General features: G+C 70.4%; 19 protein-coding genes. 11 read left to right on the forward strand and 8 right to left on the reverse strand.

The window, feature by feature from the left end:
• Positions 1-19: 19 nt before the first annotated feature.
• Positions 20-841: a nucleotidyltransferase domain-containing protein gene (locus AB0H84_RS25740; RefSeq protein ID WP_357608969.1), complete on the reverse strand. Its 822-nt coding sequence runs from the start codon at positions 839-841 to the stop codon at positions 20-22.
• Positions 842-992: 151 nt separating this feature from the next.
• Between AB0H84_RS25740 and AB0H84_RS25745 the strand changes: the two genes are divergently transcribed.
• The 3 genes from AB0H84_RS25745 to AB0H84_RS25755 are packed head-to-tail and all read left to right on the forward strand — an operon-like array spanning position 993 to position 2,417.
• Positions 993-1,865: a class I SAM-dependent methyltransferase gene (locus AB0H84_RS25745; protein WP_357608971.1), complete on the forward strand. Its 873-nt coding sequence runs from the start codon at positions 993-995 to the stop codon at positions 1,863-1,865.
• Between the two features lie 43 nt (positions 1,866-1,908).
• Positions 1,909-2,067 (forward strand): ADP-ribosyltransferase, encoded by a 159-nt coding sequence (locus AB0H84_RS25750; protein ID WP_357609052.1) that lies wholly within the window; start codon positions 1,909-1,911, stop codon positions 2,065-2,067.
• Between the two features lie 23 nt (positions 2,068-2,090).
• Positions 2,091-2,417: a hypothetical protein gene (locus tag AB0H84_RS25755; protein ID WP_357608974.1), complete on the forward strand. Its 327-nt coding sequence runs from the start codon at positions 2,091-2,093 to the stop codon at positions 2,415-2,417.
• Between the two features lie 213 nt (positions 2,418-2,630).
• Here the strand turns inward: AB0H84_RS25755 and AB0H84_RS25760 are convergent, their stop codons facing one another.
• The gene (locus AB0H84_RS25760) at positions 2,631-3,086 is read right to left on the reverse strand and encodes a hypothetical protein (protein ID WP_357608976.1); all 456 of its coding nucleotides are present in this window, start codon (positions 3,084-3,086) and stop codon (positions 2,631-2,633) included.
• A 319-nt stretch (positions 3,087-3,405) separates the two neighbouring features.
• Entirely contained in the window at positions 3,406-4,293 is an 888-nt protein-coding gene (locus AB0H84_RS25765) for a phosphorothioated DNA-binding restriction endonuclease (protein ID WP_357608979.1), read from the reverse strand.
• A gap of 100 nt (positions 4,294-4,393) precedes the next feature.
• On the opposite strand from AB0H84_RS25765, the gene AB0H84_RS25770 reads away from it, so the two are divergent.
• From AB0H84_RS25770 to AB0H84_RS25780, 3 genes are read left to right on the forward strand one after another with little or no spacing between them, the layout of a single operon-like run.
• Complete coding sequence (locus AB0H84_RS25770) at positions 4,394-4,981, forward strand: helix-turn-helix domain-containing protein (RefSeq protein ID WP_357608982.1); 588 nt, start codon at positions 4,394-4,396, stop codon at positions 4,979-4,981.
• Between the two features lie 3 nt (positions 4,982-4,984).
• On the forward strand, positions 4,985-5,701 hold the full coding sequence (locus AB0H84_RS25775) for an SRPBCC domain-containing protein (protein ID WP_357608985.1): 717 nt from the start codon (positions 4,985-4,987) through the stop codon (positions 5,699-5,701).
• A gap of 49 nt (positions 5,702-5,750) precedes the next feature.
• The gene (locus AB0H84_RS25780) at positions 5,751-6,236 is read left to right on the forward strand and encodes a metallophosphoesterase family protein (protein WP_357608988.1); all 486 of its coding nucleotides are present in this window, start codon (positions 5,751-5,753) and stop codon (positions 6,234-6,236) included.
• A gap of 24 nt (positions 6,237-6,260) precedes the next feature.
• Here the strand turns inward: AB0H84_RS25780 and AB0H84_RS25785 are convergent, their stop codons facing one another.
• Positions 6,261-6,719 carry a hypothetical protein gene (locus tag AB0H84_RS25785; protein ID WP_357608991.1) on the reverse strand — a complete coding sequence of 153 codons (459 nt, stop codon included), beginning with the start codon at positions 6,717-6,719 and terminating at the stop codon, positions 6,261-6,263.
• 205 nt (positions 6,720-6,924) lie between these two features.
• Here AB0H84_RS25785 and AB0H84_RS25790 point away from each other — a divergent pair, with 205 nt between their 5' ends.
• Positions 6,925-8,214: an FAD-binding oxidoreductase gene (locus AB0H84_RS25790; protein ID WP_357608993.1), complete on the forward strand. Its 1,290-nt coding sequence runs from the start codon at positions 6,925-6,927 to the stop codon at positions 8,212-8,214.
• Positions 8,215-8,297: 83 nt separating this feature from the next.
• Here AB0H84_RS25790 and AB0H84_RS25795 read toward each other — a convergent pair whose 3' ends face one another.
• Positions 8,298-8,876, reverse strand: a complete 579-nt coding sequence (locus AB0H84_RS25795) for a TetR family transcriptional regulator (RefSeq protein WP_357608996.1) — start codon at positions 8,874-8,876, stop codon at positions 8,298-8,300.
• A 95-nt stretch (positions 8,877-8,971) separates the two neighbouring features.
• Between AB0H84_RS25795 and AB0H84_RS25800 the strand changes: the two genes are divergently transcribed.
• On the forward strand, positions 8,972-9,937 hold the full coding sequence (locus AB0H84_RS25800) for an NADP-dependent oxidoreductase (RefSeq protein WP_357608999.1): 966 nt from the start codon (positions 8,972-8,974) through the stop codon (positions 9,935-9,937).
• 74 nt (positions 9,938-10,011) lie between these two features.
• Here the strand turns inward: AB0H84_RS25800 and AB0H84_RS25805 are convergent, their stop codons facing one another.
• Positions 10,012-11,733: an FAD/NAD(P)-binding protein gene (locus AB0H84_RS25805; RefSeq protein WP_357609002.1), complete on the reverse strand. Its 1,722-nt coding sequence runs from the start codon at positions 11,731-11,733 to the stop codon at positions 10,012-10,014.
• 74 nt (positions 11,734-11,807) lie between these two features.
• On the opposite strand from AB0H84_RS25805, the gene AB0H84_RS25810 reads away from it, so the two are divergent.
• Positions 11,808-12,062, forward strand: coding sequence for a hypothetical protein (locus AB0H84_RS25810; protein WP_357609004.1), 255 nt, complete (start codon positions 11,808-11,810; stop codon positions 12,060-12,062).
• Between the two features lie 256 nt (positions 12,063-12,318).
• On the opposite strand, the gene AB0H84_RS25815 is transcribed toward AB0H84_RS25810, so the two are convergent.
• Positions 12,319-13,695: a serine hydrolase domain-containing protein gene (locus tag AB0H84_RS25815; RefSeq protein ID WP_357609007.1), complete on the reverse strand. Its 1,377-nt coding sequence runs from the start codon at positions 13,693-13,695 to the stop codon at positions 12,319-12,321.
• Positions 13,696-13,942: 247 nt separating this feature from the next.
• Between AB0H84_RS25815 and AB0H84_RS25820 the strand changes: the two genes are divergently transcribed.
• Positions 13,943-14,179: a hypothetical protein gene (locus tag AB0H84_RS25820; protein ID WP_357609010.1), complete on the forward strand. Its 237-nt coding sequence runs from the start codon at positions 13,943-13,945 to the stop codon at positions 14,177-14,179.
• 94 nt (positions 14,180-14,273) lie between these two features.
• On the opposite strand, the gene AB0H84_RS25825 is transcribed toward AB0H84_RS25820, so the two are convergent.
• Positions 14,274-14,927 carry a hypothetical protein gene (locus tag AB0H84_RS25825; protein ID WP_357609013.1) on the reverse strand — a complete coding sequence of 218 codons (654 nt, stop codon included), beginning with the start codon at positions 14,925-14,927 and terminating at the stop codon, positions 14,274-14,276.
• 534 nt (positions 14,928-15,461) lie between these two features.
• Here AB0H84_RS25825 and AB0H84_RS25830 point away from each other — a divergent pair.
• Entirely contained in the window at positions 15,462-18,956 is a 3,495-nt protein-coding gene (locus tag AB0H84_RS25830; protein ID WP_357609016.1) for a LamG-like jellyroll fold domain-containing protein, read from the forward strand.
• Positions 18,957-18,987 lie beyond the last annotated feature (31 nt).

Genomic DNA, 18,987 nt, shown 5'->3' on the forward strand with positions numbered 1-18,987 from the left:
CGGGGTGACCGGGGCGCTCTCAGGAGCCGCAGGCGGCACGTACGTCCGCCACCAGGCGTACGGCGTCGTCGACGGTCCGCCCGATCTCCTCCCGGGTGCTTCCGACGGCGGCGAGCAGGGCCTGCGCGCGTTCGGCGAAGCCGGCGGGCGCGGACGGGAGCCTGGCGGCCGAGGCGACCATGCCCTTCTCGTTGATCAGCCAGGCGCCGTCGGCGGCGTGCAGGGCGTGGCAGACGACGCCGAGCGCGCGGAAGACCGCCCCGGCCGCGTACGCCGGGTCCTCGCCGGAGGCGCCGTACCGGGCGATGGACAGGGCGAAGTCGGCCTCCCACAGCGCTCGGACGAGGGCCTGCCGCAGCGGCGGCGGGTACCCCTTCGCCACCTCGTCCCGCAGCGCGGACAGCTCGCCGGTCGGGTCGGACAGGACCTTGCAGAGGGCGACCTCGCCCACGTAGGCGTGGGAGTAGAACCCGAGCGGATGTCCCGGCTGGAAGCCGATCTCGTAGCGGCCCTCACGGCAGTCGCGCCAGATGCGGCGGACGCGGTCGAGGTCGCGGTAGATCCAGTCCACCCGCCATCCCTCCACGGTGAGCCAGCCGCCGCCGTCCACCCACGGCCCCCAGCCACCCGGCTCGGTCACCTCGGTCGCCTCGCCCGTCACCTCGCGCGCCAGCGCCCGCAGGGCGGCCACGTCGAGCGGGCCCCGGTAGTAGAGGCCCAGGTCGATGTCGGAGTCGGGGCGGTGCGTGCCGCGTGCCCGGCTGCCGCCGAGAACGACGGCCACCACTCCGGGGACCTCGGCGAGGCGGGCGGCGATGGCGTCGATATCCGGATCATGCACGAGGCGAACAATACTCATGGAGCACCTCATGCACCGTCTCGCGCATCACACTCCGCTGACCGCTCTGCACTTCATCAACGGCATCAAGCACGTGCCCGTCCGGTTCGAAATTCGGTGGCCTCCGCGCGGCGGTCGTGGTTAGCGTGTCGCGGTGATCTACGAGCATCCTCTGGCGTACGTGCTGGGCCTGGAGGGCATTGCCCTGCTGCGCTCCTTCACCGGCGAGCACGACCGCGCGTTCGTCGAGGCACGCCTGGCCGAGATCCGCAAGCTCCTCGACGACGACTCCCTGGCCGGCGCCGCCGTCGAGGTGGCCCGCGTGGACACCGTGGCGGGTTACCGGATCTGGTCGCGCTCCTCCGACGGACCCAACCCCACGTTCGACCTCGACGAGCCCTTCATCAGGGAGATCGTCGACACCCTGCCGGCCGGCGACGCGCTGGACGCGGCGTGCGGCACCGGCAGGATCGCGGCCTACCTGGCCGAGCGCGGCCATCGGGTGCACGGTGTGGACAGCTCGCCCGACATGCTGGAGCGGGCGCGGCGGCGGGTGCCGCAGGCAGAGTTCCAGCTGGGCAACCTGTCCTCCCTGCCGATGCCCGACGCCTCCGTCGACCTCGTGGTCTGCTCGCTGGCGTTGACGCATGTGCCCGTGCTCTATCCGGTGCTGGCCGAGTTCGCCCGGGTGCTGCGGCCCGGCGGGCATGTGGTGATCGCCGACATCCATCCCGAGGGCGTGGCGCGGGGGGTGGTCCCGCCCGTACGGCTGCCCGACGGCCGGCCGGCGAGAGTGGCCACCTACCGCCACCTGGTGGGGGACTACGTGCGAGCCGCGCTGGCCGCTGGACTCCAGGTGCGGCGCTGCGACGAGCCGCTGCACCCGCCCGGGGAGCCGCGCGAGCGGACCGACGTCCTGGAGCCATGGGACGTGTGGCCGTGGGCCCTGTGCGACCTGGCGCCCGAGGCGGCGCACGCGGCCATCGCCGGGACACCGTCGATGCTGTTCTGGCACTTTCAGCGCTGACCAGCTTCCCCGCAGCGCCGAGGTCGCCGACAAGATCACCGTCATCACCGAACCGGGATACTTGAGCACGAGCGTGGGCCGGCGAGGCGGGTTCGACGGGGACCTTCGCGTGCTGTTACGGGTCCCCAAGGGGCACGAAGCGCTCAACATGTTCCCCATCACCGGGCTGATCAGCGAACGGGAGATCCTCTATGGATGCTGACCTCGGCTGGAAAGGACCCGACGATGACTGACACGCCGAATCCTCGGTTCTATGATTACGTCACCCCGATCACCGTCTCCGAGAACGACTCCTACGATTTCAAGGCCACCGGCCCGAAACGGCGGGCCGCGGTATACGACCAGCAAGGACGGTTGCTGGGAGACGTGTGGACCGACGATCGTCAGGCCGCGGGTTTCACCCTCGTCGACGACCCTGAACCGGACATGGGCTATGTGGCAGGACGCATGGATCGGATTCTCACCGATGCCTACAAGGCGGGAATCCCCGCCAGCAAGGTTCTCGACCCCGCCTTGTACGCACCGGACTTCGAGTTGCGCATTACGTCGTGACGCGGAATCCCTGGAGCGACACGGGACCCGCCGGCGACAAGATGACAGCGGACCGTTCTGCGCCACCCGCGATTACTCGTAGGTGCGCCTACCGGCCGACAGTTCTCGCCGGGGATCTGTACTTCGTACGCGCGCAACCACATCTGACGCCGCCTTGGAAACCGGGGGCGGTCTCGATGATCTGGACGAACGCTTCCAACTCGCCGAGCAGAGTCATGAGGCGAGCAGGTCGAAGTGGAAGCCCACGAAAAACAGCCCCAAGGACACCCACTTCAGCGTCATCGGAAGCTCGGGGTCCTGCAGCGTGCGGCCCATCCTGACAGCGAGCAAGCCTGCGGCCCCACCGAGCAGCATCCCGAGCACAATTTCCAATGGCCAGGGGACCCCGATTGGCTCAGCGACGACGAGAACCGCCGCTCCTGCGACGATACCGGCGATAAAGGGACCTCCAGTGGGTCTTCGAGCCATGAAGCTTGTCACGCGTTCGCCATAGCGAGTCAGTCTCTCTGGACCTACCAGATCAACGACGACCGCCGCGCCGGCTACGAACGAGAGAATCTTGCCGAAGCGGCCCCACCAGATCATCGGCAGGCCGAGAAGGTCATGGCCCAGCGTGGACCTGCCGTCCAGCCACATGCCCCATGCGTCGAAGTAGCTGATGTCCGCCACGGAGAAAGCGTAGAAGCGGTCGGGGCGTCCGACCATGGGTGTGAACGACTACGTCTGGCCGCGCTGGATGCCCCCGCGTACGGTGCCCGCCCGCACTCCCACGCGGGCGTTCCCCTTCGCGATGTTCCTGGTGCTCCCGGGCATGGTGGCGCTCCTTGTCGTGGGTTCTTCGGTGGGCAGCTCCCCGGCCAGAGCCGTGGCGCATGTGGCTGCGTTGGCGACGGCTCGCTGCTGCCACTGTTCGCGGAGGCGGGTGCGCCTGCGCCGAGTCGCCAACGCACGTGACGGTGACGGCTTACGGGCCAGACAGCCGATGGCCTCAGCCGCGGGCGGGCGTGCGGAAGACCTGGCGGCTGTGCCAGCTGATGTGTTCCTGTTCGACCGTGTCCAGGCCGGGTTGGGGGTTTCGGGCGGGGCGGCCGGCCAGGGAGAGCACCATGTCGCGGGCCGCCTCCGACCGGCCCACGAACCTGGCCGAGACGGCGATGGTGCGTTCCGCTGTCAGGCCGAGGACGCCCTTGTCGAACAGTTTGTGGTGGATGGCGCACAGGCACAGGCCGTTCGCAACGTTGTCCGGCCCGTCGAAGGCCCACCAGCGCACGTGCGCCGCGTCCAGCCCCACCGCCGCGCCGTCCAGCCAGCTGTCGTAGGAGCAGAACGCGCAGCAGTATTCGTACGCCATGAGCACCTGGTCGCGAAAGCCCGGGTCGCGGCGTACGGTCGGCGGCCTCTTGATCTCTCCGACGGTTTCGAGCGTTTCCAGGTCCAGGCCGGCCAGCAGGCACAGGTCCGTGTGCAGGGACGGGGCGAAGTTGGCGTCCAAGAGGTAGCGGGCGATTCTCCCCAGCAGGCCGGGCTCCTCCGACAGGGCGCGGGCCAGGTCGGGGTGCAGGCGGCCGGCGGCCTGGCTGTCGCGAAGGCGGCCCAGCTCCGGGCCAGGGCTGCCCGGGCCGTGGCGGGTGTCGACCAACCAGAGGCCGTCGTTCGTCAGATGGTGGAAGGGGTAGCCGGGGCTGGTGTCTCGGGGCGGGCCGTACTCCTTGAGCAGTTTCTTGAGCTCGGCCTCGGCGGCGCTGAAGGGGATGGGCCGGTTGCCGTGCCGTTGGAAGTGGCCCAGGGCGTACAGGAGGAGGAGCGGCTTGTGCGGGGCCCGCTCGCCGCCTCTGGTCCAACGCCGGATCTCGGCGACCCGCTCGATCCAGTCCACGACCGGCCAGTGTAGAGCGACCTCCCGGTCGCGTCAGGACAGACGGTCGGAGCAGTGCGCTTGTCTTGACAAGCTTTTTTGTCGGTGCCATCGTTTCACCATGCAAGAAGTCGCGGTGATCGAAGATGCGGCGGCCGCCGAGGCGTCACTCGACCCCATGCGGTCCAGGCTGCTGGCCGCCCTGGTCGAGCCGGGCTCGGCCACGTCGCTGGCGGCCAAGGTGGGGCTGGCCAGGCAGAAGGTCAACTACCATCTGCGCACGCTGGAGCGGCACGGCCTGGTCGAGCTGGTCGAGGAGCGCAGGAAGGGCAACGTCACCGAGCGCGTGATGCAGGCCACCGCCGCCTCCTTCGTCATCTCGCCGACCGCGCTGGCCGCCGTCCAGCCCGATCCGGGCAGGTCACCCGACCGGCTGTCGGCGCGCTGGCTGCTGGCGCTGGCCGCGCAGCTCGTACGCGATGTCGGCACGCTGATCACGGGGGCCGCCAAGGCGCAGAAGCGGGTGGCGACGTTCGCCATCGACGGCGAGGTGCGCTTCGCGTCAGCGGCCGACCGGGCGGCCTTCGCGGAGGAGCTCGCGCAGGCCGTGACGGAGCTGGTCAGCAAATATCATGACGAATCCGCCGAGGGCGGGCGCGATCACCGGCTGATCGTCGCCGTGCATCCCGCCGTGAAGAAGGAGCGCTGAGCGTTGGGCCACCCGTTCGAACTGCCCCAAGAGGCCCTGGTCGAGGCGGCGCCCGAGGAGGTGTGGGAGGCCATCTCGACGGGTCCGGGCATCGACTCGTGGCTGGTGGGGCGGAGCGCCGTGGCGGACGGCGTCGTACGCACCGCGTTCGGCGGCGGCGAGATGCCCCCGTCCACGGTGACCGCCGCCGAGCCGCTCCAGCGCTTCGCCCACAGCAGCGACAAGGCGGACGACGGGCGGTTCGTCGCCTACGAGTTCATCATCGAGGGCCGCGGGCGGGGCAGCACGCTCGTGCGCATGGTGACCAGCGGGTTCCTGCCCGGGGACGACTGGCAGGACGAGTTCGAGGCCATGTCGCGCGGGCTGGAGATGTTCTTCGCGACGCTGGTCGAATCCCTCTCCCACTTCGCCGGGCGCACTGCGCGGCCGGTCACGGCGTTCGGGCCGATGGTCCACGACTGGCCGCGCGCCTGGAAGACCCTGTACGCCGCCCTGGGCGGGCCGCCGTCGCCCGGCGACCGGGTGCGCGTCGGCCCGGCCGAGGGGGTCGTGTACTTCCGCAACTCCCAGACGCTCGGGATCCGCGCCGAGAACGCCCTCTACCGCTTCCTCCAGGGGTTCAACGGGTCCATGATCGCCGCTCACGTCCTGTTCGAGGGGGAGGACGAGGGGCCGCTGTGGCAGGCCTGGCTGGAGGAGCTGTACGCGGGCGGCGCCTGACCGGGGCGAGCGGCGTTGCGGACAGGTGGGGAGTGGGCAGGGGCACGGTGTGAGAGTCGTCGTGCTGTCGGACACGCATGCGCCCAGGCGGTGGCGTTCGTGCCCGCCCCGGGTCGCCGAGCACCTGCGGGACGCGGACGTCATCCTGCACGCGGGTGACGTCTGCGTCGCGTCCGTGCTCGAGGAGCTGGCCGCGTACGCGCCGGTCCACGTCGTGAAGGGGAACAACGACGGACCGGACGTGGTCGCGCCCGAGACCCTGGAGCTGACCCTCGAGGGGCTGCGGATCGGCATGATCCACGACAGCGGCCCGGCCAAGGGCCGCCTGGCCCGCATGCGGCGCCGCTTCCCGCGGGCCGACCTGGTCGTCTTCGGCCACTCCCACATCCCGCTCGACGAGTCGGGCGAGGACGGCCCGCGCATCTTCAACCCCGGCTCCCCCACCGACCGCCGCCGTCAGCCGCACGGCACGCTGGGCCTGCTCACCGTCGAGGACGGTGTCCTGACCCGCGCCGAGATCGTGCCCGTCACTTGAGCGGGCCTCGAGCCGTGCAGCCCCTCAGGTGAGCCAATAGACCACGGCGAGCAGCGCCAGCGGCACCACGGCCCGCACCACCCGGCTCCGGGCCGAGGCGACGAGCGCCGCGGCCGCATACGCGATGACCCCGACCAGCAGGAAAACGCCCCAGGCAAAGAAGGAGAGGCGCTCGGAGAGCAGGACCGCGACCACGTACGCGGGCCCCAACAGCGCCACCACGAACAGCGCGCCTATGATCGCGACGGGCCAGGCGGGGCGCACCCGGAAGAGATGCAGCGACGCCCAGGACACGGCCCCCGGCAGCGCGACCAGCAAGGCCATCATCGCCGGCTCGCCCAGGCCGACGACGGCGTACAGCACCGGCGCCGCCAGATACGTCGCGATGAACGCGGCCATCGGCAGCAGCCCCGCGGCCGCCGCGCGGGCTATTCGCGCGGGCAGGGGGGCGTCAGGTGAGGCGGGCCGCGAACGCGTGTTCATGTTGCCGATCGTACGACAGGCGGATCAGAGCCCTCGCTCGCATACGACCGCGGGCGTAGCGGAGAAGGCGACGGCCGGCGGATTCTGTCGGAGCCCGCTGCCAGGATCCTGAGGACTTAAAGGGCGGCGGTAAGGCGACGGGAACGGAGCCGTAAGCGCCCCCAGGCACTGTGGTCACAGATCACCGGAGAGAAGGGCCGAGAAGATGAGCCAGCCGTACATCGTCCAGGACGAGATCGCGCTTCCCGGGTTCGCCGGGGCTGTGCACCTGCCGGGCGAGGCCGCATACGACGAGCTTCGCCGCTCGCTCAACCCGCGAGTGGACTCCCGACCGGCCGTGGTGGCCGAGGCGCACGGCGTGCGGGACCTGCGGACCGCCCTGCTGGCGGCGCGGCAGCACGGGGTGCCGTTCGCGGTGCAGGCGACCGGGCACGGCACGCATGCCGCGTGCGACGGCGGCGTCCTCGTCAGGACCTCCCGCATGGCGTCGGTGCTGGTGGACCCGGGTCGTCGGGTCGCCCGCGTCGGGCCGGGCGCGCTGTGGGGTGACGTGATCGCCGCCGCCGCGCCGTTCGGGCTGGCGCCGCTCTCCGGGTCGTCGCCGTCGGTCGGCGTCACGGGATACACGCTCGGCGGCGGGCTCGGGTGGCTGGCGCGCAAGCACGGGTTCGCGGCCGACAGCGTGGTGCGGGCCGAGGTGCTGCTGGCGGACGGCCGGCACGTCGTGGCGAGCGCGGACAGCCATCCGGAGCTGTTCTGGGCGGTGCGCGGGGGCGGCGGCGGGTTCGGCGTCGTCACCTCGCTGGAGTTCCGCCTCTACCCGGTGGAGCAGGTCTACTCCGGGTTCGCGTACTTCCCGATCGAGGCGGCCGGCGAGACGCTGAGCGCGTACCGGAGCTGGATCGAGCACGCCCCCGACGAGATCAGCACGGCGGTCGTCCTCAAGCGGATGCCCGACGACGCGCCCGAGCCGGTCCGGGGCAGGCACGTGGTCATGGTCAAGGTGGTGCACGCGGGAGAGGCGGCGGAGGCCAGGCGGTTGCTGGCGCCGCTCTGGCAGGCGGCGGGGCCTGCGCTGCTGGACGAGACGCGGCCCAGCACGTACGCGGCCACGTCCATGGGCGGGACGCCCAACCGGCACATGGACATGTTCGAGAGCGTGCCGGACGAGGTGCTCGGCACGCTGGTCAGGGCGGCCGAGGTGGCGCAGACCGTGGAGATCCGCCACTGGGGCGGCGCGATGGGCCGCCCGGGTCCGGACGCCGGGCCCGTCAGCCACCGCGCCACCCGGCTGTCGGTCATCGTGGACACGCCGGTGCCGGGGCTGCCCGAGGCGCTGCGCCCCTACGCGAACGGGGGCACGTTCCTCAACTTCCTGGCCGACCCGTCCAGGACGGCGGCCGCGTTCACGACGCCGGACTACCGGCGGCTGCGCGACGTCAAGCGGGCCTACGACCCGGACGGCTTCTTCCGTGTCGGCCACGTCGCCCGCTGACCGGCCGGCCTCCACGTGGGTTGGCCTACGATGGCCGAACCCCCTGGCCGACGAGGTCAGCGCCGCCCCCTTGAGGACCGCCCTCATTCCGGGTCGCGTGTGAGACCGTCCATGACGAGCCCGAAGAGGTGGTCGCGCCGTGAGCCAAGGGACGGGGCCTGGTCGGTGATCCAGCTCAGGGCGTTGGCCAGCGCGAACAGGTCCGTCCCGTCGATGTCCGCGCGGATGCGCCCCTCCGCCTGCGCGCGCTCCAGCAGGCGCCCCGCCGCCGAGCGCATCGCCATGCAGGACGCGTGCAGCGGCGACTGTTCGTCGCTGATCGTGGCCATCATCGAACCGGCCAGCCCCCGGTAGGCGCCCGCGCCCCCGATGAGGTCGCGCAGGAACTCCACCAGCGCCTCGTACGGCGAGCCGCTCTCCCCCAGCGCCTCCGCCCGTCCGGCCAGCCGGTCGAACCCCTGCCGCAGCAGCGCCTCCAGCAGCGCCTCCCGCGTCGGGAAGTGCCGGTAGAGCGTCCCGAGCCCGACCTCGGCGCGCCGGGCGATGTCCCGCAGCGAGGCCTCGGTCCCCTGCTCCTGGACGACTCCCCTGGCCACGGCCAGGATGCGCTCCCGGTTGCGCCGGGCGTCGGCCCGCTGCTCCTTCGGCGATTCTCCCGTCATGCACGGTCCTTCCGTTGACAAGTGGAGCACTGTTCCGATTAATATCCGGAACAGTGCTCCGAATCATATCGGAGCCGTTCCCGCAGGGAGAAACCATGCCCGCTGTCATGCATGCCGTCCGCATTCACGCGCCCGGTGGTCCGGACGTCCTCACGTACGAGGAGGTGCCCCGTCCCGAGCCGGGACCAGGCGAGGTCCTGATCCGGGTCCACGCCGCCGGGATGAACCCGGTCGACTGGTACGCCCGCAGAGGCTTCGCCGGCATCCCCGAGGACCTGCGTCCCACGCTGCCCCTGCCGTACACGCCGGGGACCGACGTGTCGGGCGTCGTGGCCGCGCTGGGGCCGGGCGTCACCGAATGGCAGGTGGGTGACGAGGTCTTCGGCCTGCTCCGCTTCCCGAGCATGGAGGCGAGGGCGTACGCCGAGTACACGACCGCTCCGGTCGGCGATCTCGCCAGGAAGCCCGCGTCCGTCGATCACGTGCACGCGGCGGGCGTGCCGATGGCGGGACTCACCGCGTACCAGTTCCTCTTCGACTACATCGGCCTCGAGCCGGGCAGCCGCATTCTCGTGAACGGCGCGGCCGGCGGCATCGGCCACTTCGCCGTGCAGCTCGCCAAGGGCGTCGGCTGCCACGTCGTCGGCGTCGCCTCCGGGCGCCATGAGGCTTTCCTCAAGGAGCTGGGGGTGGCCGAGTTCATCGACTACACGCAGGTGGCGGCCGCGGAGGTGGTACGGGACGTGGACTACCTGCTCGACACGGTCGGCAGGCAGCAGGCGTACCGGTTGCTGCCTGCGATCAGGGATGGCGGCGTGTACAGCCCTTGCTTCCTGGTGAACTTCGGGGACGAGGAGCTGGCGAGGCGGGGCATCGTCAAGCGTGGGGGCCAGGTGCGCTCGGACGGGACCCACATGGCGGAGCTGGCCAGGCTGATGGAGGAAGGCCGTCTCCGGGTGGAGGTCGACTCCGTCTTCCCGCTGCGAGAGGCCGCCGAGGCCCACGAACGTGCCGAGCAGGGGCACATCCAGGGCAAGATCGTCCTTCAGGTGGTGGCCTAGCGTCCGGCGGCGTACCGGCGCGCGTCAGACGCACCGGCCGCCGGGACGCCGAGGGCAGCCGGGGCGCGGGGGCGTCAGGCCGCGGAGCGGAGGCGGGCGCCGGCCGTCTGACCCAGAAGGGTTCTGGCCAGGGCGTCCGTCTGGCGGAAGAGCGGGGCGTCGGCGCCGGGCCGCGCGAAGCCCGCGGTGCCGGGGCCGCCCACCGTCCACGGGCCCAGGGCGAAGCGGCGGGGATGAGCGGCGCCGGCCCGGTTCACCAGGCGGCGGCTCGGCAGGCGTACGTCGAGGAGGCCCCCCGACTCGCGGCACTCGCCCCGGGCATGGAGCCCGGCGACCAGCGGGTCAGTGCTGCGGGCCACGGCCGGATCCGGCAGCCGGGCCTCCACCAGTGCCCGCGCCACGACCGCGCCCGGCACGGTCGCGCTGACCGCCCGCCACACCCCTGCCCGGTCGTCCCGCACGACCCGCGTCCCCGCCCCCAGGAACGTGACCACGCCCGCCCGCGCCAGCGCCCGCAGCTCCTCCAGCCGGGGCGCGGGCGGGCCGCTGGCGACGTAGTTGTACAGCCCTTGGAACCAGGGGTTCTCGGGCAGCACGCCGCGCAGGGCGGTCAGTCCGTGAATCATCGCCAGGTCCGCGCTGTGCGCCGGGTCGGCCCGCCGTTCCAGGTCGGCCGCCAGATAGCCCGACATCCACCGTCCCAGCCCCGCCAGGTCGCCGAACCGCATCCCGCGCAGTGGCCGCTCCAGCCGCTCCAGGTGCAGCCGGTCGGCGAACCTGGGGACCGACCTGGTGACCAGCGCGCGCATCTCCTTGCCGCCCCACTCGGCCCGCGCGAAGGCGGGCTCGAACTCGTCCCACCCGATCCGGGTGCGCGAGGGGTGCGCGGTGAACAGCTCGCAGTAGTACGCGTACGCGAGCTCCTTGGCCACCGCCCGCCGCAGATCCCCGGCAGGCGCGCCCGGGGTGACGAACCTGGGCAGACCGGGCGGCGGGGCGGTCAGCCGGTAGCCAATCTTGGCGTGGTAGGGCACTCCCCTGCGCGACCCCACGTACAGCCGCGGCTCCGCCCCGCTGGGCACGTAGTGGAGCTCCCCGTCATGCCGGGCGAACCGGCCGCCGCGGCCCGACGTGAGCAGCACCATCAGGTCGACGAACGCCAGCCCGGCGCCCCGTGCGAGCACCGGCTCCCCCGCCGGGACCACGCCCGGGTCCAGGTCGGCGGCGTACCCGGTGGGGAGATACGCCAGGCCGTGCCGGTCGGCGAACGCCGCCTCCGCGGCCTCCGGCGGCGAGGGCAGCACACCCTGGTGGCCCTGCGCGAGCACCACCGCGTCCACCTCCAGCGCCCGCCCGCCGGACAGCTCCACCCGCTGGCCCCCGCGCAGGTCGGCCAGACCGACCGCCGTGTCGCGGTGCAGGTGCACCCGTACGTTGCGGGGTGCGGTGCGCACGGCGCGGTCGAAGGCGAAGGAAAGGTAGCGGCTCAGGACCGGGCGGGGCGCGAAGAAGCCGGGCTCGCAGCCGAGCCACTCGGCCAGCGACGGCCCCGCCCGTACCGGCCCCTCGCAGCGCACCGACGGGTCGGTGAAGACCGTGATGTCACCGGCCGCGGAGTTGGCCCACAGCAGTTCGGGCTGGTGCGCCCGCCAGACCCGGCCCGCGCCGTGCGGGTACGGGTCCACCACGTGCACGTCCAGCATCTGGTCTCCGAGCAGCTCGGAGGCGTTGGCGCAGATCCGCTCCACGAGCGAGGTCCCCGTGGGGCCTGCCCCGATGACGGCGACAGCACCCATCCCGACCACCTCCCCCCACCACCCTGCCATCCCATGGCCTCGCAATACCCCTATAAACAGTAGGGATTACCGGAATGATCGTCAACTCTTGCCCGCCTGGCGGAGCGCGCGGCATCCCGGCCAGGGCGCGGTGCGGGTTCGCCACCCACTTCGCCCGGGGCAAGCACCTCGACCACTGGATCACCGAATACCGGCACGCCGGCGAGCGGTGCGTTCGAGTGGCCGGGTGGCTGGAGAGCACGGACATGATCATGCAATTCGGGAGGCGCGAGCACGCTGCCTGGGGTGTTGAGCGACACGGAATGTCAGTGGCGAACGACAACGGATGACAGTCGGCGCGACACCGATGTCAGCAAGATCCACCACTCTTCGTAGCCTTAGGTCCGCCGCGGGACCTTGAGCGTTGATTGGTTCAGGTCCCGGGACGACCGTGTAAGGAGTAACCCGAGTTCGGCTTCGATCTGATCGCAGATATGGGCCAGCGGTGAAGGGCGGACCCAACTTGGTGGGCGTCAAGACGTGCCCGCAGACCCGGCCGCCCACGAGCCGTGGAGTGGCCGGCCCGTTCGAGACCCCCAAGGGCGATCACCCGCGCGCCTGCCCCCAAACCCGAGCACCCACCACGGCCACCCCGGCGACGGCAGCGGTCACCAACCACAGCATGAATGTAGGAAACAGATAGACCACCTGAACCCACATGATGTCGCCACCCCGCAGAAGCACCCGCATGATCGGGGCAACCGCAAAACACACCGCAAGCGGCACCAAGTACGGCAGATGCCGCCACCGTCCCCGATGCTCAGAAGCCCAACGCCGGGAACGAGCCACACCCCGTACAGCCAGCCCAACAGTTACCACCGTCAGCAGCACGAACAAGATGTCGGTCACCAACATGGGCGGCATTGGGGGGATCTCGGGTCTATCCCCCTCGATCATCGCGACGATGCCGTCCATGAGAGCGTCGGCGTCGCCGAAGGCCGTTCCGGTGTTCGTCATGACCGCTACGCCGTACCCCGACTCAGGCATGAGCAGTTGCGCGGCCGTGGACGTGAACAGGTCCCCGTCGTGCTCGACCACCGGCGTACCGCGCTTGGTAGTGCCGAGCATCCAGCCCAGGGCGTACTCCTTGTCCTGCTCTGACGGCGTACGCAGCTCCTTGACGCTTTCGGGACGAAGGACGCCGTTGTTCTGCGCGATCAGCCATCGGGCCATGTCGTTGGCCGTGCTGAGCACGCCGCCCGAACCGTTGCCGAACCCGGCCGGCTCGGGTACGGCAAGCGCCTGGCCGAGGACGATCAGGTGGCCGCGGGCGCTGCCGGGCAGGTCGCGGTCGGTGTCGACGGTCTTGCTGTGGCGCATGCCGAGGGGCGTGAAGACGTGCGTGTCCAGGTACTCCGCGAATGGTCTACCACTGATCACCTCGACCATCCGCGCGGCGACCTGGTAGTTGGTGTTGTGGTAGCTGAAGGCGGTACCTGGCGGTGTGGCGAGGTTCGCCGTCCTGAGCCGGGCGACGGCGCCTTTGAGCGTGCTGGGCTGGGGGAGGCTCTTCTCATGGAAGGCGGAATCGGCCATGCCGGACGTCTGGTTCAGCAGTTGCCGTACCGTGATCTTCCTGGCTCTCGGGTCGGCCATCTCGAACTCGGGCAGGTAGCCATGCACCGGCCGGTCGAGTTCGATCTTGCCTTGCTCGACCAGTTGCATGACGGTCAGCGAGGTGAAGGACTTGCTGACCGACGCCACAGCCATCGGCGTGTCCGCCGTCACGGGCTCGCCGGACGCAGCTTCGCCGTACCCGGTGGCGAGAATGACCCGCTCGCCCTTGGTGATCGCGACCGCGACGCCGGGGAGGCCCGTTGCTTCACGGTACTTCGTGACGAACGCGTCCACGGTTGATGGGGAGATGTCCTGCGGCGGAGGGGCGAGGGCCAGGAAGAGCGCGGCGACGATGTTTTTGAACACCCGTCAACGCTATGTATAGGCCCCATTTCGCAACATTGCAGAGCTCCTCCGCTTTTCTTATGGGAAACCGCCATCTGCTGGCATCGGTACGGCATGCGCGTGCCGTAGCGGTTGCTAAAGCGGCATTCCGCGCGCATGGCCTGATCGTGGTGCTGCCCCAGGCCCGCTGCTGCGATGCCGGTCGGCATCGAGGGTGATGTATCAATAGTCCGGCAGCGCCGGCCGGGTCGCGGTAGACAGCGCAGCGTTGTCCGCCGATGCGTACGACGGCACCTGCCCCCGGCGCGATGTCGGCGACCGAGTCAACGTGGCCGGCGCGCAGGCGATCTCCGATGAAGTGGCCTGCGGCCTTGGCCTGGAGTTTGACTATGGGGCCGGCTTCGCGCAGGGGGTGCAGCCGGCGAGGATCGTACGGCTTCGCCCACGGCAGGTCGTGGCCGGTGATGAGCGCGGCCAGCAGTATGCCGGACATGACGTGCCCTGAGTATGGGTAGGGGGAACAGAGTGCTGTGATCGTTTCCGGCCACAGCACTTGCGGTACCCGCCAGCCGAACTCGCCGCCTACGCGCCGGCTGGAGTCATCCCGTCCTCAGCCGCCATCCTTCGAGGTGCGTCGGCGCGATGGTGTTCTGCGGGTACCAACCCCACTCCTCGCACCGGTCGCCGGTCGTCGGCGTCTTGTCGTCGCGGCGCTTCACCCGCCAGGCCTCGATGCCGTAGGACACGTTGTACCCTTCCACGCCGTATTCGGCGATCATGCGGGTGTACGGCGGTACCGTCGTGGCCAGGGAGACTCCGATGGAGGTGACGCGGCTCGCCACGATGTTCCGGCTTACGCTGGTGGTGAGATAGGAACCCACGTTCGCGGTGACACCGGTCGAAGCCGAGACAGTGAACGTCTGGGACACCGACGACGAGATCGTGTAGTCGACAGGCCGGTCCGTGTTGTTGTCGAGCAAACGGCCGTCGCTGATGAGGAACTGCGGCGTGACGGACAGCGTCGTGAACCGGTACCCCTCCCAGAGGACCTGCAGGGGACCGCCCCACCCGATACGTCTCCACTCGGTGATGTCCGCGGGGCAGGGGACGATGTTACCGGCATGCGCCGTGCCTGGAGTGAGCAGCCCGGAGAACAGGATCGCGATAGAGGTTATGGCACCGAGTCGGGTGCGCCACCGCCGCCCGACCCGTAAGCGGTCCCGCTCCGCCGGATCGTCCTTCGGTACGTTCACATTGCCCTCCTAGCGCTGATTCGACATGGAAAGGCGTACGACGATCGGCCTGCCTATCGGGCGTCGGCGCGCACAATCAGGGACGTCCGAAGCTCTGCGAACGGTCTGCTCGCCGAGTTGAGGAAGGCCGCTGGCGCCATCATCATCTACCGGCACCCGGATCTTGACTAGGGCCTAGTTTCTGGCCGGCACCCGCGACGGGGCAGCGGGTAGTCGTGGCGCGCCGCTGCTCATAGCGGATGATGCTCAGTCCAGGCGGCAACTGTCACGTTCTCCCAGTCCGCCGGGAGGGTGGCGCGGATGTCCAGCGGACGGACCCGTACCCGCATAAGGCTCTACCAGGGCCTTTGCCTCCAGACGCAAAGATATGGCCACCTCCCCGGCCTCATGCCGAAAATGGAGCCGTTTCGGGATCACCGGCACTCTCGGGCACGTGCCGTGCATGGACGGGGGCGGCAAGGCGTCCTCGCGTGCGCGGCGGCAACCGGCGAGTAATCCGTGGATACGCGTTCACACAGATGCTCTGGAGGCTTGATGCGCCGTTCCCCCCGCGGGCCAGCCCTCGCCGCGGTCTTATCGTTGCTGACCGGTCTACTCGTGTCCGGCGGCGTTCTTGCCGGCGGGGCCACCGCGGCCGCGGCGGTCACGGGCGATCCGCCGGCGCAGACGGAGCGGGAGGCGCTGGAGCAGGCCCACCGCGGTAAGCAGCGGGTGGAGGTGCTCGCCCTGCGCTCGGAGAACCGCCAGGTGTTCGCCAACCCCGACGGCTCGTTCACCTCGGAGACCTCGGCGCTGCCCGAGCGGGTGCGCAGGAACGGCGGCTGGGCCGACGTGGACGCCACCCTGGCCTTCGCTCCCGACGGAAGCGTGAAGACCATGGCCACCCCGCTGGAGCTGACGTTCTCGGGCGGCGGGACGGCCCCGCTGGCCCGCCTGGCGGAGGGCGGTCGCTCGGTCGAGATGAGCTGGCCGGGAAGCCTGCCGAAGCCGGTGCTCGAGGGGAGCACCGCGACGTACGGCGAGGTGCTCCCCGGTGTGGATCTGAAGGTGACCGCGTCGGTGCTCGGCTTCTCCGAGGTGCTGGTGGTCAAGAACAAGGAGGCCGCCTCCAACCCCGCACTGGGGAAGTTCGCCTTCGGCATGAGCGCGAAAGGGCTGTCGGTACGCAAGACGGCGGACGGCGGCCTGAGCGCCGTGACCGGGGCAGGGGCGGAGGCCTTCCACGCGCCCCCGCCCCGCATGTGGGACTCCTCGGGAACGAATCTCGGGCCATCGTCGCCGGTCGCCGAGCCGCGACGCGAGGCCAGGCAGGCCGTCGTGGGCGTCGACGTGGCGCGGGACCGGATCGCGCTCACCCCCGACGACAAGCTGCTGACCGGCGCCGACACGGTCTACCCCGTCTACATCGACCCGGAGTGGTCGGGATCGAAGCTGCACTGGACGTACATCGACAAGTCCTGGCCCACCACGTCGAACTGGGATTCCACCCACAGGCCGGAGGCCGGCTACTACTACGACGAAACCACCGGGGCCTCGGGCGTCAAGCGGTCGTTCTTCCGCATGGACTCCGACAACATCAACGGCAAGCACGTCCTGAAGGCGACGTTCCGCATCACGCAGACGTACTCGTATGGGTGCACCTCCGACCCGCAGGCCGTGCAGCTCTGGCTGACCGGGGGGATCTCCAAGTCCACGACCTGGAACCACCAGCCGTCCTGGGCCGACCACCTGGACAGCGTCGCCTCCGACGCCGGGCACGGCTCCTCCTGTCCTGACAAGGGCCTCGAGTTCGACGTCACCAGCGCGATCGTCAAGGCCGCCAAGAGCGGCTGGTCGAACACCACCTTCGGATTGCGTGACTACAACGACGACGCCAAGAGCCGGTACGGCTGGAAGGGGTTCAGCAGCTCGCCCAAGCTCGTGGTCGACTACAACACCCCGCCCGCCGCGCCGTCCGGAGTCGGCACGTACCCGGGCACGCCGTGCGCCACGGGTGCCGGCCGGCCGTCCGTGAACGCCGGGGACGCCGAGAACCCGATCAAGCTGAAGGCGAAGATCTACGACCCGGACAAGGCGAACGACGGCGTACGCGCCGAGTTCGTGATGAACCACTACAACGCGGCCACCGGCGCGTGGGAGAACGTCACCTCCTCGCTGCCCGGAGGTGGCAAGACCGCCTACAAGTACACGACCACGGCGACCGACCACGAGATCACGCTGTCCCGTCTGGCCACCGGCGAGTCCTACTCCTACAGGGTGCGCGCCTTCGACGGCACCGACGCCAGCGCGTGGAGCGCGTGGTGCGAGTTCACGGTCGACACGGTCGACCCGGCGAAGCTCCCCAAGGTCACCTCGGCCGACTATCCGGCGGGCACCCCGGACGACTGGAAGGGCGGCGTCGGCCGGACCGGGTCGTTCACCCTCGCCCCCGGTGACGGCGAGAGCGACGTGACGCGCTTCAGGTATGCGCTCGACTCCCCCGCGCTGGCCACGGCCGCGACCCAGGTGAGCGTCCCCGCGGGGCAGACCGCAGTGACCGTCCAGGTCGCGCCGCGTCACGACTGGCTGAACACGCTGTACGTCTATCCGGTGGACAAGGCCGGCAACGTGGGCAAGACGCCCGCCGTCTACAGCTTCTACGTCAAGGCCGGTACGGACGCGATCGGGCAGTGGCACCTGGACGAGACGTCCGGCACCACCGCCGCCGACGCGGCCGCGAACCCGCACCCGGTGACGCTCGCCGGCGCCACCGGCTGGACCGGCGGCCGGGTGAACGGCGCGCTGGGCCTCGACGGCTCCACCGCCTACGGCGCCACCAGCGACCCCGTGGTGCACACCGACAGGGGCATGTCGGTCTCCGCGTGGGTGCGCCTCACGGACAACTCGAAGAACTCCACGGTGGTGAGCCAGGTCGGGACCAGGGGTGCCGGCTTCCAGCTGTACTACTCCTGGGGCTACAAGCGCTGGATCTTCAACAAGTACGACGCCGACAAGGACAACCCCGCCATCGCCCGGGCCTTCAGCGACGCCGAGCCGCAGGTAGGCGTCTGGACCCACCTGGTCGGCGTGTACGACGCCCCGGCGAAACAGCTCCGCCTGTACGTGAACGGCATCCGCCAGTCCACCCCCGCCGCCTACACCTACACGCCCTGGGACGCCACCGGCCCGCTGCAGATCGGGCGCGTCAAGGCGAACGGGACGTTCCAGGAGAACTTCGCCGGTGACATCGACGAGGTGAAGGTCTGGGACCGGATCCTGTCCGACGACCCCCGTACCGTGAACGACCCGGCGCTCGGCAACGAGATCGCCGCCATGGCGAAGCAGCCCCCGGCCCAGTCCGGCCGCTGGACGTTCGACGAGGGAACCGGCACCGCCGCGGCCGACTCCTCCGGCTACGGCAGGACCGCGACCCTCAAGGGGAACGCCGGCTGGTCGGACGACGGCGTCGACGGCTCGAACGTCCTGACCCTGAACGGCACCACGGCCTACGCCTCCACCGCCTCGGCTCCGGTGCGGACGGACCACAGCTACACGGTGTCGGCCTGGGTGCGCCTGACGGGCGACGACAGCTGCGCCGTGCCGGGCCAGAACATGACCATGGTCAGCCAGGACGGCGACAAGTTCAGCGGCTTCTACCTCGGCTACCGCTGGTTCCTCGACAACGGGCAGAAGGTCTACCACTGGTCGTTCGCCACGACGAGCGAGGACGCCGGCACCGAGGTGATGACGCAGACCAAGTCGGTCGACGTGGTCGACTGCATGTCGCTGAACTCCTGGACGCACCTGGCCGGCGTGTACGACGAGGTCGCCAAGGAGCTCCGGCTGTACGTCAACGGCCAGCTCGCCGACACGCGGCCCTTCGCGACGGCCTGGCACGCCGGCGGGCCGCTCGAGATCGGCCGCGCGAAGTACAAGGGCGAGGCCGTCGACTACTTCACCGGCGACGTGGACGACGTCCGGACCTACGCCGGAACCCTCACCGACCGGCAGATCGTCAACCTCGCCATGGGCCGGCCGCTGGACGGCTGACCACGGCCCGCCCCCACCCCCCTTCACCGAC

This window comes from Nonomuraea sp. NPDC050786 (assembly GCF_040654115.1).
Classification (GTDB): domain Bacteria; phylum Actinomycetota; class Actinomycetes; order Streptosporangiales; family Streptosporangiaceae; genus Nonomuraea.

Coding starts and splice junctions, on each gene's coding strand:
- AB0H84_RS25755 (WP_357608974.1), top strand. CDS start 2,091: ATGACTGACACGCCGAATCCTCGGTTCTATGATTACGTCACCCCGATC.
- AB0H84_RS25770 (WP_357608982.1), top strand. CDS start 4,394: ATGCAAGAAGTCGCGGTGATCGAAGATGCGGCGGCCGCCGAGGCGTCA.
- AB0H84_RS25785 (WP_357608991.1), bottom strand. CDS start 6,719: ATGAACACGCGTTCGCGGCCCGCCTCACCTGACGCCCCCCTGCCCGCG.
- AB0H84_RS25790 (WP_357608993.1), top strand. CDS start 6,925: ATGAGCCAGCCGTACATCGTCCAGGACGAGATCGCGCTTCCCGGGTTC.
- AB0H84_RS25795 (WP_357608996.1), bottom strand. CDS start 8,876: ATGACGGGAGAATCGCCGAAGGAGCAGCGGGCCGACGCCCGGCGCAAC.
- AB0H84_RS25800 (WP_357608999.1), top strand. CDS start 8,972: ATGCCCGCTGTCATGCATGCCGTCCGCATTCACGCGCCCGGTGGTCCG.
- AB0H84_RS25805 (WP_357609002.1), bottom strand. CDS start 11,733: ATGGGTGCTGTCGCCGTCATCGGGGCAGGCCCCACGGGGACCTCGCTC.
- AB0H84_RS25810 (WP_357609004.1), top strand. CDS start 11,808: ATGATCGTCAACTCTTGCCCGCCTGGCGGAGCGCGCGGCATCCCGGCC.
- AB0H84_RS25830 (WP_357609016.1), top strand. CDS start 15,462: ATGCGCCGTTCCCCCCGCGGGCCAGCCCTCGCCGCGGTCTTATCGTTG.